The organism is Rhodococcus sp. P4_F5 (assembly GCF_056401315.1).
The window spans coordinates 351911-368083 of sequence record NZ_JBFUJP010000001.1; the positions used below are offsets into that span (position 1 = coordinate 351911).

Annotated in this window: 15 protein-coding genes; 2 read left to right on the plus strand and 13 right to left on the minus strand. The window is 69.1% G+C overall.

What is annotated here, in order from left to right; translation table 11 throughout:
- Positions 1–215: 215 nt before the first annotated feature.
- The 5 genes from AC1DU4_RS01710 to AC1DU4_RS01730 all read right to left on the minus strand — a co-directional run bounded on the left by AC1DU4_RS01710 (position 216) and on the right by AC1DU4_RS01730 (position 5712).
- Positions 216–398, minus strand: coding sequence for a hypothetical protein (locus tag AC1DU4_RS01710; RefSeq protein WP_477837338.1), 183 nt, complete (start codon positions 396–398; stop codon positions 216–218).
- 103 nt (positions 399–501) lie between these two features.
- Positions 502–1371 (minus strand): hypothetical protein, encoded by an 870-nt coding sequence (locus AC1DU4_RS01715; RefSeq protein WP_477837340.1) that lies wholly within the window; start codon positions 1369–1371, stop codon positions 502–504.
- Positions 1368–2183, minus strand: a complete 816-nt coding sequence (locus AC1DU4_RS01720) for a MerR family transcriptional regulator (protein ID WP_477837342.1) — start codon at positions 2181–2183, stop codon at positions 1368–1370. The genes AC1DU4_RS01715 and AC1DU4_RS01720 overlap by 4 nt, the downstream gene beginning before the upstream one ends.
- A 62-nt stretch (positions 2184–2245) precedes the next feature.
- On the minus strand, positions 2246–3994 hold the full coding sequence (locus AC1DU4_RS01725) for an ABC transporter ATP-binding protein (RefSeq protein WP_477837344.1): 1749 nt from the start codon (positions 3992–3994) through the stop codon (positions 2246–2248).
- Complete coding sequence (locus AC1DU4_RS01730; protein WP_477837345.1) at positions 3991–5712, minus strand: ABC transporter ATP-binding protein; 1722 nt, start codon at positions 5710–5712, stop codon at positions 3991–3993. Before AC1DU4_RS01730 ends, AC1DU4_RS01725 begins: the two co-directional genes overlap by 4 nt.
- Before the next feature lie 137 nt (positions 5713–5849).
- Between AC1DU4_RS01730 and AC1DU4_RS01735 the strand changes: the two genes are divergently transcribed.
- Positions 5850–6023: a hypothetical protein gene (locus AC1DU4_RS01735; protein WP_169888127.1), complete on the plus strand. Its 174-nt coding sequence runs from the start codon at positions 5850–5852 to the stop codon at positions 6021–6023.
- Positions 6024–6074: 51 nt separating this feature from the next.
- A complete protein-coding gene (locus tag AC1DU4_RS01740; RefSeq protein WP_477837348.1) occupies positions 6075–7535 on the plus strand; it encodes an alpha,alpha-trehalose-phosphate synthase (UDP-forming) in 1461 nt (486 codons plus the stop codon).
- Between the two features lie 77 nt (positions 7536–7612).
- Here AC1DU4_RS01740 and AC1DU4_RS01745 read toward each other — a convergent pair whose 3' ends face one another.
- From AC1DU4_RS01745 to AC1DU4_RS01780, 8 genes are read right to left on the minus strand one after another with little or no spacing between them, the layout of a single operon-like run.
- Positions 7613–8182, minus strand: a complete 570-nt coding sequence (locus AC1DU4_RS01745; protein WP_477837350.1) for a h domain protein — start codon at positions 8180–8182, stop codon at positions 7613–7615.
- The gene (locus AC1DU4_RS01750) at positions 8179–9021 is read right to left on the minus strand and encodes a hypothetical protein (protein ID WP_477837352.1); all 843 of its coding nucleotides are present in this window, start codon (positions 9019–9021) and stop codon (positions 8179–8181) included. Before AC1DU4_RS01750 ends, AC1DU4_RS01745 begins: the two co-directional genes overlap by 4 nt.
- On the minus strand, positions 8988–10406 hold the full coding sequence (locus tag AC1DU4_RS01755; protein WP_477837354.1) for an MCE family protein: 1419 nt from the start codon (positions 10404–10406) through the stop codon (positions 8988–8990). The genes AC1DU4_RS01750 and AC1DU4_RS01755 overlap by 34 nt, the downstream gene beginning before the upstream one ends.
- Entirely contained in the window at positions 10403–11650 is a 1248-nt protein-coding gene (locus AC1DU4_RS01760; protein WP_477837355.1) for an MCE family protein, read from the minus strand. The genes AC1DU4_RS01755 and AC1DU4_RS01760 overlap by 4 nt, the downstream gene beginning before the upstream one ends.
- Positions 11647–12918: an MCE family protein gene (locus AC1DU4_RS01765; RefSeq protein WP_477837356.1), complete on the minus strand. Its 1272-nt coding sequence runs from the start codon at positions 12916–12918 to the stop codon at positions 11647–11649. The genes AC1DU4_RS01760 and AC1DU4_RS01765 overlap by 4 nt, the downstream gene beginning before the upstream one ends.
- On the minus strand, positions 12915–13970 hold the full coding sequence (locus AC1DU4_RS01770; RefSeq protein WP_477837358.1) for an MCE family protein: 1056 nt from the start codon (positions 13968–13970) through the stop codon (positions 12915–12917). The genes AC1DU4_RS01765 and AC1DU4_RS01770 overlap by 4 nt, the downstream gene beginning before the upstream one ends.
- Positions 13967–14995, minus strand: coding sequence for an MCE family protein (locus tag AC1DU4_RS01775; protein ID WP_477837360.1), 1029 nt, complete (start codon positions 14993–14995; stop codon positions 13967–13969). Before AC1DU4_RS01775 ends, AC1DU4_RS01770 begins: the two co-directional genes overlap by 4 nt.
- Positions 14995–16173, minus strand: coding sequence for an MCE family protein (locus tag AC1DU4_RS01780; RefSeq protein WP_477837362.1), 1179 nt, complete (start codon positions 16171–16173; stop codon positions 14995–14997). Before AC1DU4_RS01780 ends, AC1DU4_RS01775 begins: the two co-directional genes overlap by 1 nt.

The window sequence follows — 16173 nt, forward strand, 5'->3', positions numbered from 1 at the left end:
GGTCAGACTCCGTGGAGCGCGCGCCGGTTGTGAGCCGGCCGCGGTCTTCGCAACGGGTCCACCCAGGCGGGTGGGATGAACCTGGGGGTCCCCCCTGCACGAAGTGCAGCACCTCGGCCACCCGCGTGTGCAGGGGGAGTTCTCGGGCGAGGCGGACGATCTGGGCGGCGTGGGCACGGTGCATCCGGGTGGCGCCGGCGAGCCAGGCGGTGGTGTCAGCGGCGCCGACGTGCTCGGGCAGGCATCCTTTGATCCGCCTCGTGCACGAGGCGGACGAGAAGAGCGTCGCATCTGCGCATGTCCTGAACCAGCTCGGGTACCGCGGCGAGGATCTCGGTTTCGTCGAGTCGCCATGCCTCGGCCCCGGCGGGGTCGGTGAGTATGGCGTCGAATTTCATACACCAATTCTACTCGCACGCACATTCGATCACAATGATGTTTCGCCTGGTGAACGGCCTGTGGCCCGTGCTTGTTCTTGGTAGCTCTGGCKACCAAAAGTACTCATTGGTGTCGCGTGGGCGTGTGTCCCAGAACCATCTCTACATCTCCCCGCAGCGCAGACACGAGACGAGCGGGTTCGTCGACGTACACGCTGATGCGGTCCACGAGTTCGACTTTGCGCCTACTCGGCAGCAGCGCCGGCAGATTCGCGCGCACGGGACGGCCGAGTTCGATGTCAGTGGTCGTCCCGTCCGCAGTGGGCAGATACAGTCTGCCGTCGACCACGGTCGGTGCCGTCTCCGAGAACCGCAGGCGCCGGACGGCCGACATCACGTCCGCACGATCGACGGCTGCGATCACCGCGCCCGACCGCCTGAGCACCAGGTGGGTATCCGTCAGGTAATGCGGGTGCACACGCTGAGCTGCAAGGAAACCCAGCAACGCCAGCAGGGACCAGATCGAGAGCACTGCGACGGCGACCCGAAGCCAGGCCCAGGGCAGCAAGAGGTGCAGCACTCCCACCTCGACGAAGGTGGCGGCCGCGAATGCGACTGGTACCACCGCTGATCCGCGGCTCGCGCCAAACGCAACAGCCCCGCCGTCCACACCCGCGGTACGGCCGCGCATCCACAGCCACAACGAGCGGTACCCGAGGATCTCCGCGCGGACGAGCGGCCAGAATGGCGAATCACCCAGCACTGCCGTGATCGAGTCCCGTGCACCGGCGCCACCGCGTCGTCGCGCCGCGATTCCTGCCAGCACGCCGATGACCACGACGCCCACGAGCGGAAGCTCCACCACCACGACGAGCAGCACCGAGGTACGCGGCGAAATCGCCGCCGTCGCAAGCAACAAGCCGTTGACCGTGAGCGCGACGAGAGCCACCAACTGTGCCGTCCAATGGAAGCGCCTGCTGCACAGGACCTTCATCGCACCTGACCATCCTCAGGCATGCATCCGGCGAGAGCTCGCTGTGCCCGGAGAACGACCTCACGCTGGGACGGGTCGGGGATGACCTCCGCGAGGCCCACCGTCATCTCCCCTGCAGCACGAGCGTCGACGACCCCGGACTGAGGCGTTGCCGCCACGGTCTCGTCCTCGAACCAGTCGACCAGTCGCCTGGCGAGCGCGTCGATCTCCGCTTCCGCCGAATCTGGCTCCCGCCCTTCGAGATCAGACCAGTCCGCGAGGAGCGCGAGATATCGGGTACGCCGCTCGTCATCGGCCACCGTCGCCGCATACGAGAACAGATAGCTCTCTGGGACGCTTCCGGAGAGCGCGAGCATCTCGAGCAGGTCCCGCTCGCGGCGAAGGGCCGCGACTACGGCGGGCGACTCGGCGCCCTCCACCGCCGCCGCGAGGGCGTCCACAACCTCGGCGGGGAGTGCCGAAAGCGGACGACCCGACTCGACATCGGCAAGCATCGCAGCAAGGCGAGTCTGCCGACGAGCCAGGCGTTCCCGCTCTCCGTTCAGGGCGCCGATCAAGGCCCGCAGGTCGGCCGCCGGGTCGCTGCTGCCCTCGCCGGCGGCATCGTCGGACAGGATGCTCGCGACCGCGGCCAGCGGAACCCCGCTGTCTGCGAGCCACCTGACCCTCATCAGCCGGAGGACATCGCCGACGTCGTACTCGCGGTACCCGTTGGAGCGACGCCGCGGCTCCTCGAGCAGGCCGAGCCGATGGTAGTGCCGCACCGTTCTCGTGGTGGTCCCCGCCGCATTCGCCAGCTGGCCGATTCTCATGGGCCCAGTGTCAACCATGACCCAACGTCAAGGTCAACCGCCGAACCGACGTGAGTCGTCCCCTACCGACCCTCCCAGGCCGCCCACAACTGCGCGTACCGCCCACCGGCCGCGACCAACTCGGCGTGCGGACCGTCCTCGACCACCGCCCCCTGCTCGAGCACCAGCACCCGGTCCGCGGTGACCGCCTGCGTGAGCCGATGGGCCACCACCAGCGTCGTGCGTCCCCGGGTGGCGGCCGCCGCGGCCTCCTCCAGGTCCCGGGCCCCGGCGCTGCCCGCCTCCGCGGTCGCCTCGTCCAGGATCGCGACCGCAGGGTCCGCCAGCACCAGGCGGGCCAGCGCCAACTGCTGCGCCTGCGCCGCCGTCACCAGGTGCCCGCCCTCGCCGACCACCGTGTCCAGCCCGTCGTCCAGGGCGCGCACCCAGTCCAGCGCGCCGACCGTCGCCAGCGCCGCCTCCGCCTCCACGGGGGTGGCCTCCGGCCGGGCCAGCCGCAGGTCCTCGATGAGCGGGCCGGAGAACACGTGCACCTCCTGGCTGACGATCACGACCTGCCGCCGCAGGTCGTCACCCAGGTCCCGCAACGGAACCCCGCCGATCGAGACCACCCCGCCGGTCGGCTCGATCGAGCCGGCGGCGATCGCGGCCACCGTCGTCTTGCCCGCGCCGGTGGACCCCACCAGCGCGACCCGGCGTCCGGGTTCGAGGTGGAGGTCGATGCCGCGCAACACCTCCCGGCCCTCGTCGTAGCTGTGGCGCACGCCGGTCAGCCGCAGCTCCGCCGACGACGGCGTCTCGCCCGCACCGAGCCGCTCCTCCGGAATGTTCACCACGCCGACCAGTCGCGCCAGGCTCGCCCCGGCGGACTGGATCTCCCCGAAGGTGAACATCAGCATGCCGATCGGGTTGAACAACCGGTGAAAGAGCAGCGCCGCGGCGGTGGTCTCGCCGACGGTCACCAGATCGCCCTTCACCAGCACGAACCCGACCACCAGGATCGCCGACAGGCCGACGAACTCGGCCCTGTTGCCCCGCCCGGCAAACCGGGTGAACAGGGTGAACACCCCGGTTGCCAGGTCGCGGGCCCGCCCCGACGCCCGGTCGATCTCCGCGAGGTGCACGTCCTCGAGCCCGTAGGCCCGCACCGTGCGCGCCCCCGTCATGCTGCTCACCAACGCCTGCGACCGGTCGCCCATCGCCACCCGTTCGGCCGCGAACATCGGCCCCGACCGCGGCAGGTACCAGTGCAGCCCGAGCGCGTACATCGGCAGTGCCACCGCGCCCGCCAGTCCGAGCCGCCAGTCGATGCCGAGCATCGTGCCCAGGCTCAGCCCGACCAGCAGCAGGGCGGCGACCAGTCCGGGCACCACGTCCGCCACCGCCTTGCCGATCACCGAGACGTCGTCGCCGACGCGGGAGAGCAGGTCGCCCTTGCCCACCCGCTCCACGGTCGACAGCGGCAGGGTGAGCGCGCGGCCGACCGTCCGCTCCCGCAGCCGCGCCAGCATGGTCTCGCCGAGCCGGCTGATCAGTACCGAGGCCCACCCGGCGAACACACCGCCGACGATCGCGGCGACGGTGATCACCGCGACCACCCCGACGATTATCTCGGTCGGCGCCTGCTCGCGCACCCGGTCGACCAGGACGCCGAAGACGTAGATCGGCACGAGCGAGACCGCCGAGCCGACGAGCGCGACGCCCAGCGCCAGCGCGGTCAGCCCCCGGTGCCGGCCGAACTCCGCGCGCAGCCATGCCCAGCTCTGTGCGGCCGTGGCAATCGGGAGCAACTCCCGGTGCGACTCACTCACCGCAGGACCGCCTTCCGGTAGTCGGCATCGGACTCGACGAGCCCGGTGTGGGTGCCCTCGGCGACCACATGGCCGTCGCCCAGCACCAGCACCCGGTCCGCGGCGGCCAACAACGCCGGGCTGCTGGTGATCAGCACGGTCGTGTGCAGCAACGGATCGGCCTCCCCGTGTCGCAGCCGGGAGATCCCCTCGGCGATGGCCTGCTCGGTCATCGCGTCGACCGCGGTGGTCGGGTCGTGCAACACCAGGACCGGGGTCCGGGCGACCAGGGCACGCGCCAGCGCGACCCGCTGCCGTTGACCGCCGGACAGGCTGGCGCCGCGATCCGTGACGGCCAGGTCGAGTCCCTGCGGATGTGCGTCCACGACGTCGGTGGACGCCGAGGCCGTCAGCGCAAGGTGCACCTCGTCGGCCTCCGCGTCGGGACGGCCCGCGACCACGTTGGACCGCAGGGTGCCCGCGAACAGGTCGGTGTGGTGCGGCTCCACCAGCAGCGCCCGGCGGGCGTGCGCGAGATCCATCTCCGCCAGTTCTGCGCCGCCGACGGAGAGGGTCCCGGCGTAGTCCTCCGGCGGCACGTGCCCGGACAGCAGCTGCGCCAGCGCCTCACCGTCCTGTGGCCGGTGTGCGAGCACCGCGAGCAGCTCCCCCGGTCGCGCGTGCAGCGTCAGCCCGCTCAGCGACCGGTAGCGAATGTCCTCGAGGGCGACGCCCGCGGCCTGCGGCGCCGGGCCGGAGCCGGCGGGAACCAGCTCGTCGGCGTCGAGTACCAGCGCCAGGCGGTCCGCCGACGCCCGCGCGGTCGCCAGCGCGCCAGGCACCCGGGAAAGGCTGCCCAGCGGTTCGATGACGAACTGGGACAGCCCGACGACGGTGATCAGTTCGCCGACGCCGATCCGGCCCTGCAGCGCGAACAGGCCCGCGAAACCCGCCACGGCGACGGCGAGCAGTGCGCTGACCGTCACCGACGTCCCGATGTACACGCCCGTGGTGCGGGCGGCCCGCAGCGTCGCGCCGAGCGCCTCCTGGCTGGCCGCGCGGTAGCGCTGCGCCGCGACCGTCTCCGCGCCCAGCCCACGCAGCGGCCGCAGCCCGCTCACCAGGTCGGTCGCCATCCCCGACACCCGCGCGGTGGCCGCCTGCTGGTCCGTCGCCCGGCGGGTGATCAGCGGCGCCGCCAGTTGCAGCAGCCCGAGGATCACCGGGGTGCCGATCAGGACCGCCAGCCCCAGCGTCACGTCGATCACCAGCAGTGCGACGGCCGCGACCACGGCGGCAGCCACCGCGCTGACGGCCCGCGGGACGGCGTCGAGAATCCACGCCTCACGCTCGGCGTCAGAGGTGGCGACCGTGAGCAGTTCGCCGGAGCGCAGGTCGATCCGCACTCCCTGCGGATGCAGGATCCGGCCGGCCACCTCGACCCGCAACCGGTGCGCCTCGCGCTCCATGGCGAAGACGATCAGCCGGGCACCGACTCGCCACGCGGCCGTGAGCAGCAGGAACAGTGCACCAAGGCCGGCGACGGACCAGATCATGGCCGCGGTGTCGCCGGTGGAGATCGCCCGCCCCACGATCACACCGATCGCGATCGGCACCATCGTCTCGGCGACCTGGTGCACCACCAGCAGCGCGGTGCCGACCGTGAGCCGGCCGCGGTTACGAGCCAGAGTCCGACGTAGGACCGCCGCGCCACCGGCGCGGTCGGGAATGCGCCCCATCGGGCCTCCATCCATGGTTGATGTTAGTGAACCCTAAACGACCCGGAAGTAGCGCCGGACAGCACCGTTCTCATAGAGTCGCTCAGCAAGAACGACCCGCTGCGCAGCCCGCAGCTCGCCCGGGAGGAACAAAGCGCATGTCCACCAAGCCGACCACCGAGAACGACATCGCGGACGAGGAGCTCGAGCCTGTAGCCGACGAGACCGCGCGGCAGGCTCAGCGCGTCGTCGCCGCATATGCGACCGATGCCGACGAATGCCGGATGCTGCTGTCTATGCTCGGGATCGGCCCTTCGGCCAAGAACGACTAGATCGCCGGCGCTGACCTGCACGCGGTTCCGGCTCTCGAACGAAGGAAGACTGTGGGCGCTGGAGCCTCGGAGTTTGTCGTTGTCGCGAATCGCCTGCCCGTCGACCTGGAGACTCTGCCCGACGGCAGCACACGTTGGAAACGGAGTCCAGGCGGCCTGGTGACCGCGCTCGAGCCGATCCTGCGCGGCAAGAGCGGCGCCTGGGTCGGCTGGCCCGGCGTGCCGGACACCGATCTCGGGCCGATCGTCGAGGACGGCATCGAGCTGCACCCGGTGCGGCTGAGCTCCCAGGAAGTCGCGGACTACTACGAGGGCTTCTCCAACGCCACCCTCTGGCCGCTCTACCACGACGTGATCGTCAAGCCCGTCTACGACCGGTCCTGGTGGAACGCGTACGTGGAGGTCAACCGCAGGTTCGCCGAGGCCGCCTCGGAGGCCGCGGCCGAGGGCGCCACGGTCTGGATCCAGGACTACCAGCTGCAGCTGGTGCCGAAGATGCTGCGCATGCTGCGGCCGGACCTGACCATCGGGTTCTTCCTGCACATCCCGTTCCCGCCGGTCGAGCTGTTCATGCAGATGCCCTGGCGGACCGAGATCGTCGAGGGCCTGCTGGGCGCGGACCTGATCGGGTTCCACCTGCCCGGTGGCGCCCAGAACTTCCTGTACCTGGCCCGGCGGCTGGCGGGGCAACCGACCTCACGAGGCAACGTCGGCGTCCGGTCCAAGCTCGGCGTCGTCCAGGTGGGCTTCCGGAACGTGCGCGTGGGCGCCTTCCCCATCTCGATCGACTCGGGAAAGCTCGACGAGCTCTCCCGCACCAAAGTGGTCCGCGACCGCGCCAAGCAGATCCGCAAGGAGCTCGGCAACCCGAAGCGCATCATGCTGGGCGTGGACCGGTTGGACTACACCAAGGGAATCGACGTCCGGCTCAACGCCATTCGTGAGCTGCTCGAGGAGGGCCGGATCGATCCGGCCGAGAACATCATGGTGCAGCTCGCCACCCCCAGCCGCGAACGCGTCGAGAGCTACATCCAGATGCGCGGGGACATCGAGCAGCAGGTCGGCCGGATCAACGGCGAGTTCGGACAGGTCGGCCGGCCGGTGGTGCACTACCTGCACCGGCCAATCCCCCGCGAGGAACTCGTCGCCTTCTTCGTCGCCGCTGACGTGATGCTGGTGACGCCACTGCGCGACGGCATGAACCTCGTCGCGAAGGAGTACGTGGCCTGCCGCAGCGACCTCGGCGGGGCGCTGCTGCTCAGCGAATTCACCGGCGCCGCAGCGGAACTGCGCCAGGCCTATCTGACCAACCCGCACGACCTGGACGGCGTGAAGGACTCGATGGTCGAGGCGCTGACCCAGGACCGCGAGGCGGGCCGACGCCGGATGCGCGCGCTGCGCCGTCAGGTTCTCGCCCACGACGTGGACCGCTGGGCCAAGTCGTTCCTCAGCGCGCTGGCCCGGGACTCGGTGGCCGGCTCCGCGCTGCTGGTCGACGAGATCAAGGCCTAGAGACGACGAAACACGGCGCCGGCCACGGGAATTGATCCCGCGGCCGGCGCCGTTTGCACTGTGTTGCGGTCGATCCGCTAGATCGGGGTCAGTCGCTCCGTGAGCCAGCGCCCGTCGACCTTCTGCATCTCCATCCGCACCCGGCTGCCGGTGGTCGCCGCGTCCGGGGCGTCCGCGCTGGTGGTGACCTGGTTCAGGTACAGCAGCACCACCGCGTCGTCCGGGCTCGCCGAGACCGGGGCCGCGCCCTGCACGCTCACCTGGACGGTGAGCTTCTTCTCCTTGGCACCCGGCGCGATGACCTCGTCGGCCAGCTTCTGGTAGTCGTCCCGGAAGGAGCCGGTGAGCCCGTCCCCGGCGGCCGCCAACTGGTCGTCGACCCTGTTGTAGTCGTAGGAGAGCATCGCGACCGCCTGCTCGCTCGCGGCCCTGACGGCATCCGTCCGGGCCTGCTCGGTCGCCACGTCCTGGCGGTGCTGGTAGAAGAGCACCCCCACCCCGACCGCGAGCGCCAGGACCAGCAGCGCGGCCACGGCCGCCAGCACGATCCGCAGCGGACCGCGACCACCGGCCGGACTGGCGGGTCCTGTCGCCTCGTCGGGCTCGGCCGCAGTCACGGACTCGGCCGACTTGTCGTCTTCACTCATGGCACAAACTCCACCTTCGACGCCGTCATGGTCCCGCCGTCGTCCGTCACCGTCACCCGCATGCGGAAGTCACGCGGACCGCCCTGGGACTGGTCGGGCATGGTGACGTTCGCACGCGCCGCGACGAGCACCGTGGCGGACTTCCCGTCGTCGCTCTCGCTCTCCAACCCGGACTCGACGATCGAGCCCTCGGTGGTCACCGAGGCCTCCTTGACCACGCTGACGAAGGGGTCCTCACGGCCGTCGAACTCGGACTTGAACTCGCCGCTGGCCCCCGCGAGGATGCGCTCGACGTCTTCCTTCGCGGTGTCCGGCTTGATCGTGGTCAGGTTCAGCATGGTCTGACGTGCGGTCTGCACGAACGCATTTCGTCGGGCATCGCGCTCGTTCGCGGAGTTCTGGTCGATCAGCAGGAGCACCGCGGCGACGGCCAGGGCCGCCACCAGGACTCCGGCCACTATCGCCGCGAGCCGCGGGCGCCGCCGTCCCTGTGCGGCCGGCGACGTCTCCTCGTCCGCGACGGCCTCGTCCACGGCCGCCTCGGCCACACTCTTCKTCGGCTCGGCCTCGGCCACCGTCGGCTCGGGCTTCGTCAGATCGGGCTTGATCGGCTCGGGCTTCACCGGCTCGACTGCCGCCGGCTCGACTGCCTTCGGTTCAACCGTCGTTGATTCGACGGTCTTCGGCCCGGGCTTCGTGAGTTCGGCCTTGGCGTCCGAACCACTCTCACCCGCGGGCACGTCCTTCGGCGGCCCCGCGGGCCGGCCGGCGCGCCTACGCGGCGCCGGCCTGCTGTCCTCGGGGGTCAACCCTGCTGACGTGTCATCATCGTCTGCCACGTCGAATCCTCTCTCGGCTTGCCCCCGGTCGCGAGCGCCGGCTGGGCGTACAGGCGGCCGTCAGTGCCGGTGTACTTGCCCGTTGTCGGGTCGTACGGGCGTGCCGTGGCGGGCACCCCCGATGTTCCCTCGTAAGAACTTGGAACTGTCGTGTACGAGGGTACAGACGGATCCTGGACCGGCCCGTTCGGCGGGTTGTTGCCCTGGGCAACGTAACCGGCCTCGCTACGGCACTCCTCGGGCGTGCCCGCCCGCCTGCCGGGGAACTCCATGCACGGCGAGTTCCGGGCGCCGCGCACCACGCTCGGATCGTCCGGCGCCACCTTGCAGAACAGGTTCGACGGCGTGTCCGGGACGCTCGTCTCGCTGGGGTCTCGCCACTGGTCCGCCGGGAGGAACCCGGTGGTGCATGCCGGCGGGTCGTTCACCTGGAGGTAGAAGTTCACGAGCGCGCCCTCGTCGATCGGCGCCCCGTAGAACGCGGTCATCAACCCGGTGGCGAGGGGCGGGTACAGCACCAGGACCTGCTCGACGCTCTTGTTGTAGATCACGCCCACCTCGCCGACGCTGACCAGGTTGGCCAGCAGCAGCGGCAGCGTCGGCTTGAGCTCCTGGAACAGCTCGTTCGCCTCCGCGGCGGCCGCCGGCCCCTTCTCCAGGAGGCTGCGCAGCTGCGGGTCGCTGGCACGAATCTGGTCCGAGAACGTCACCAGGTCCTTGGTCCAGGACCGGATGGCGTCGCTGCTGACCACCTGCGTGTCGAGCAGCGGCCCGGCCTGGTCGATCAGGACCTTGGTGGCGTCCGCGTTCGCATTGGCCTCCTGGACGAACAGGCGGGCCGAGTCGATCAGCCGCTGCAGGTCCGGTCCGGCACCGTTGAAGGCCTTGAATGCCTCGTCCACCACCAGCTTGAGCCTGGTGTCGGAGATGCTCTTGACCAGCGTGTTCGCCTGGTCGAGCATCGAGCCGATCTCCTGGGGAATCGAGGACCGGTCCAACGGGACCACGTCGCCGTCGTCGAGGTACGGCTCGCTGTCGGTCCGCGGGATCAGATCCACGTACTGCTCGCCGATGGCCGAGACACTCTTCACCTGCGCGTCGAGGTCCGCCGGAATGTCGTAGCTGCTGCTGATCGTGAGCTTGGCGTCCACACCGGTCTCCGTGAGCACCACCTCTTCGACGGTGCCGACGTTGGTGCCGCGGTACGCGACGTTGGCGTGCGGGTACAGGCCGCCGGTGGACGGCAGCTCCACCGTGACCCCGATCTGCCCGATCCCGAACAGGGCCGGCAGTCGCACGTACTGGGTGGACATCACCACCAGTCCGATCACCGTCAGGACGGAGAAGATTGCCAGCTGGATGCGGACGAACTTCGTGAGCATCATGGCGTGGTCGCTCCTAGCTGCTGCAGGCCGGGGATCTGGGACAGCCCGGGGATGTCCGAAAGGCCCGGAATCAACGGTGCTGCTGTCGGTTTCGGCTCTGCCTTGGCATCTGCGGGTGCGGCCGGCTTCGGCTTCGGACTGGCGAGCGGGTTGCCCGCCTGCCCGGCAATGCCCGCCGTCTTCCCGAGGGCGCCCTCGACGCCGCCGAGGGTGCCGCCGAGCGCGGTGCCGGTGAGGAAGCTCGAGTCCAACCGCTTGTTGGTCATGTCGATGGTCATCATCAGGTTCGCGTAGTCGCCCCGGACCACCTGGTCCAGGTTCTTCATCGGGAACGGGAAGGTGAGCAAGACGGACAGGCTGTTGGTGAGCGCGTTGCCGGTACCGGCGAGCTGATTGAGCAGCGGCGCCAGGGAATGCAGGTTGGCCTTCAGGTCATCCCCACTCTGGTTGATCACCCGAGTCGCGACGTCACTGAACTCACCCAGTGAGACAAGCGCATTGGTGAGGTTCTGACGCTGACCGACCAGCACCTCCAGCGCCGGCGGTACGGCGTCGAGCGCCGCCGTCAAGGTGTCGCTCTGCTGGTTGACCGTGGTCGAGAGCCGGTCGATGCCCTCCATCGCGGACACGATCTGGGTGCGCTGGTTGTCCAGGCTGCCGACCAGCTGGTCCAGCTGCGGCAGCAGGTCCCGCACCGAGTCCTCCCGACCCAGCAGGGCCGCATTGAGTTCGGTGGTGATGTCGTTCAGCTGGGCCAGGCCGCCGCCGTTGAGCACCACCGACAGCGAGGACAGCGTCTGTTCCGTCGTCGGGAAGGCCCCGGCCCGCTCGATCGGGATCAGGTCCCCGTCCTGCAGCGTGCCCTGCGGCGCGATCCCGATCGGCGGCGCCAGCTCCAGATGCTGCGAGCCGAGCAGGCTGGTCTGGCCGATCTTCGCGGTCGCGTTCGCGGGCAGCTCGACGTCCGGGTTCAGCGACACCGTCACCAGTGCGTGCCATCCGTCGACCTCGATGCCCGAGATGGTGCCGACGGTGACGTCGTTCACCCGGACGGGCGAATTCTGCGACAGCGTCGTCACATTGGGCATCTCGATCTTGACCGTGTATGCGCCGTCCTCGCCGCCCTCGGTGCCCGGCAGCGGGACCGAGTTCAGCCCGTTCCACTCGCAGCCCGTCAGGGTCAGCGTCAGTCCGATCGCCACCGCCGCGATCGCGGTCCGGCGCCGGCTTGTCCTGCGGTTCATCGGCCGCCTCCCGGGGTCAGCAGGGATTCGAGGTCCTTGGGCACGTTGACGGTCGGCAGTCCGGCGAGCGGACCGGCGATGGGCTTCGCGGTCCGGTCCGGCACCGAGCCCGCGAGGCTGGGCGGGCTGTACGCGATCTGACCCGGCAGCGCGCCGGCGCCGAGCGCCGGGTTGGTCAGGAATCCCGGGTAGTTCACCGCAACCGAGTTGAGGACCGGGCCGAAGAACTCGGTGCACAGGTCCGCGCTGCGATCCGAGTCGTTGTTCTCGAGTCCCCGGATCATGCCGCAGACAGCGTTGATCGGGTTGGCGGTGTTGTTCGTTGCCAGTGCGCCCTGGAGTGAACCCTGTGCGGGGTTGTAGATGTTGTTGAAGTTCGCGAGTGCGTTGGGCGCGATGTGCAGGACGCGCTCGAGCTCGGGCCGCTTGTCCACGAGAACCTGGGTGGCATCGGCGAGCCGGCCCACCTGCTCGGTGATGCCCTCGCTGTTCTCGGAGACGAACCGCTGCACGTCGCCCATGGCCACGTCCAGGTCGGTGAGCGCCGTCCCGAGTTCGTCGGAGTTCTCCGCGAGCAGCGACGACACCGATGCCAGGCGACCCCCGAACTGGACGATCTGCTCGTTGCTCGACGACAGCGCGGTCACGAACGTCTGCAGGTTCCGGATGGTGGAGAACAGGTCCGAGCGGCCGTCGGAGAGCGTCTTCATGGTGTCCGAGAGCTCACGCAGCGTGGCACGCAACGAGTCGCCGTTGCCGTCGAGGTTGTCCGCGGCGGTGTCGATGAAGGTGCCGAGCGAGCCCTGGTCGGCGCTTCCCTGCGGGCCCAGCGCCGTCGACAGCTTGGTCAGTTCGGTCTTGATCTGGTCCCACTCCACGGGGATCGCGGTGCGCTCGACCGGGATCTCGGCGCCGTCGGTCATCTCCGGCCCGCCCTCGAACACCGGGGCGAGCTGGATGAAGCGCGCCGCCACCAGGCTCGGCGCCACGATGATCGCCTTCGCGTCGGCGGGGATCTCCACCGAGCGGTCGACGTTCATCACCACCTTGGCGCTGTCGCCGGAAGGGTCGATGGTCTCGATCTTGCCGACCGTGACACCGAGCACGCGCACGTCGTCGCCGGCGTAGATGCCGGTGGTGGTCGGGAAGTACGCGGTGATCGTGTTCTTCCCCAGTCCGGGGAACAGGACGAACGCCCCCGCGACGAGCGCCGCGATCACCACGGCGGCCACGCCGCCACGCAGGAGCCACTTCTTGCGGTCGGTCATCGGTTGGGGTCCTTCAGCTCAATCTCGGGCACCGGGAACTGCTGCAGGTCCGACGGCACGTGCTCGGGCCAGAGCAGCGAGTCGGTGAAGGTCTGGGTCAGCTGGCCGACCCCGAAGTTCGCCACGTAGGCCATGAAGAAGGGCCCGCTGCCGACCGCCTCGCCGAGCGTGGTCGCGTACGGGCCGAGGCCGTCGAGGGCCTGCCCGATGTTGTCCTTGTTCCGCTGCAGGATCGCCACCGTCTGGTTCAGCTGCTCCAGGGTCGGCTTCATCTGCTGCTCGTTGTCCTGGACCAGCCCGGTCAGCTGCCGGGACACCGCCGAGACGTTGACGATGAGCTCGCTGATCGCGTTGCGGCGACGGTCGAGCTCGGCGAGCAGGCGGTTGCCGTCGACCAGGAGCGAGTTGATCTGGCCGCTGCGCTCGCCCAGGATCCCGGTGACACTCTCCGCCTTGGCGAGCAGGTCACGCAGGCTCTCGTCACGGGTGTTGATGCTCTGCGAGAGCCGGGTGACGCCGGCCAGCGCGGTCCGCAGCTCCGGCGGGGTGTCCGCCAGCGCGTCGGACATCGCATTGAGCGAGTTGTTGAGCTGGTCGGTGTCGAGCTCCGATGCCGTCGTCGCCAGGTCGCCCAGCGCCTCGTTGAGCGAGTACGGCGAGTTGGTGCGGTCCAGCGGGATCGTGCTCCCGACCTGCAGCGTGCCGAAGCCGTCCGACGCCACCTTCAGGGACTTGCGCCCGAGGATGGTGTTGGTCTTGATGTCGGCGACGGTGGAATCACCGAGGACCACGCCGTCGTCGACGGTGAAGGTCACCAGGACGGTGGTGTTGTCGAGCTCGACCTTCTCCACCTTGCCGACGTTGACGCCGGCGACGGTGACGAAGTCGTCGACCATCAGGCCGCCGGCGTCCGCGAACTGCGCCTGGTAGCGCGCCCCGCCGGAGAGGAAGGGCAGCTTGTCGTACTGCAGGCCGGCCAGGACCAGCGAGACCGCGACGACGAGACCGATGATGCCGATCTGTACGGGGTTTCTTTCACGAGGCTTGTTCATGACAGCGGCTCGCACCTTCCCGTCGTCTGCTCTGGGGCCACCGGAGCCGGCAGGACGAGGTCCTTGCCGTCCGGACCGGAGAACTTGAAATTGACCGCACATGTGTAGAACTGGAAGAAGCTGCCGTAGGAACCGGTTCGGATCAGCTGCTTGTACGTTTCCGGCAGTCGCTCGAGCACCCAGTCGACCTGGTCTTCGCCGAGGTTGACCTGGGTCGCGACGCGGTTCGCCTCCGCAATGGTGCTCTGCAGGTCCGGCCGTGCGCCCTGCAGCAGCGTCGCGAGGTCGCCGGTCGCGGTGGCGATCTTCGGGATCGCGTTGCCGATCGRGTCGCTGTCCTGTGCCAGGCCGCTGACCAGCTGCTGCAGCTGGTCGATGGTGGTCGAGAACTGATCGCCCTTGTCGTTGATCGTGGTCAGCGTGGCGTTGAGGTTGGTGATCACCTCGCCGATCAGCTGGTCCCGGTCGGCCAGTGTGGTGGTGAACGAACTGGTGCTGCCCAGCAGCGAGACCAGCGTGTCGCCCTGACCCTGGAACACCTGCAGCAGGGCCCCGGTCAGGTCGTTGACCTGGTTCGGGTCGAGGCCACGCAGCAGCGGCTTGAACCCGCCGAGCAGCAGGTCGAGGTCGAGTGCCGGCGCGGTCTGCGACACCGGGATGGTGTCGCCGTCGGCCAGCGCCTCGGTCGAGCCCGCGCCTTCGAGCAGCTCGAGGTAGCGGTCGCCGACGAGGTTCTCGTAGCGCACCGTCGCCTTGGTGCTCTGCAGCAGCGGATACTTCTTGTCGACACTGAAGCTCACCTCGGCGAGGTTGTCGTCACCGACCTGCACGCCCTCGACCGCACCCACCGGCACCCCGGCGATCCGCACCTTGTCACCGGACTTGATGCCGGACGCGTCGGTGAAGTCGGCCTGGTAGCTCTCCGAGCTGCTGAACCGGACCTGACTGAACACGACGGCGAGACCGGCGAAGATCAGCGCCATCACCGTGGTGAAGACGAGCAGTTTGACCGTCGTCGCCCTCATTACTTCTGCCCTCCTACGGGGACGCCGGCGTAGAGCCACTGGAACATCTTCGGCACGTTCACGCCGGTCTCGGTGGACGGCTGGTAGGGCACGTTGCCGGTGTCCGCGACGACGAACTTGGCGTTGCCGTCCTTCTTCGGGTGGAAGTCCGGCAGGCCCCAGCAGTTCGGACCGCCGCTGGCGTTCACCTTGGGCAGGTCCTTCGGGTAGGTGTAGGGCTTCGCTCCCGGCAGGAAGTTGGTGCTCAGGGCGAATCCCGGCTGCAGGCCGCCGACGGCCTTCTCGGCGTCCGGCAGGACCTTGTTCATCCCGGTGATCAGGCAGGCGATGGACGGCGAGTACTGGTCGAGCAGCGCCGTGGTGGGCCGCAGGTCCGCGAGTGCCTTCGTCAGGTTGGCCTCGTTCTCGGTCAGGACGTCGGTCGCGGTGTTCGCCAGCCCGGTCACGTTCATCAACAGCAGGTCGAGGTTCGCCTGCTCCTCGACGATGGTGCCGCTGGTGGCGGTTGCGTTGTCGAGCAGGTGCATCAGGTCCGGGGTGACGTCGGCATAGAGGTTGGTGACCTGCGCCGCCTTGTCGAGGTCCTGCTGCAGCTGCGGGAGCACCGGGTTCATCGTCTTGAGGTACTGGTCCGTCTCCTCGAGCAGCTCGCCGAGCTGCTCGCCGCGACCGTTCAGTGCCGAGGAAATCGCGCCGAGGGTGGCGTTGAGCTTCTCCGGCTCGATCTGCTGCAGCAGCGTCGACAGGTTCTGGAAGAGGGTGTTGAACTCCACCGTCACCGAGTCGGCCTCGATGTTCGTGCCCGCGGACAGCGACTGCGAGGACGGGTTCTCGGGCACCACGAAGTTCACGTACTTGGCGCCGAACACGGTGGTGGACTTGATCTCCACCTTCGCGTTGGAGGGGATCAGGTGCATCGTCGACGGGTCCATCGCCAGGTCCAACCGGGCCTGGCCGTCGTCCTCCTCGATCGAGGCGACCTTGCCCACCTGGACGCCACGCAACTTCACCTTGGCGTCGGGGTCCATCACCAGGCCCGACCGAGGAGCGGTGACAGTCACCGACTCGGAGGAGGTGAAGCCACCGGAGAACATGGTCAGCGCCACCACTGCGGCGGCGACCAGGCTGCCGACCAGGACCAGTGCCGCGGTCTTCTTCTTGAGACTCGAATCAGCCAT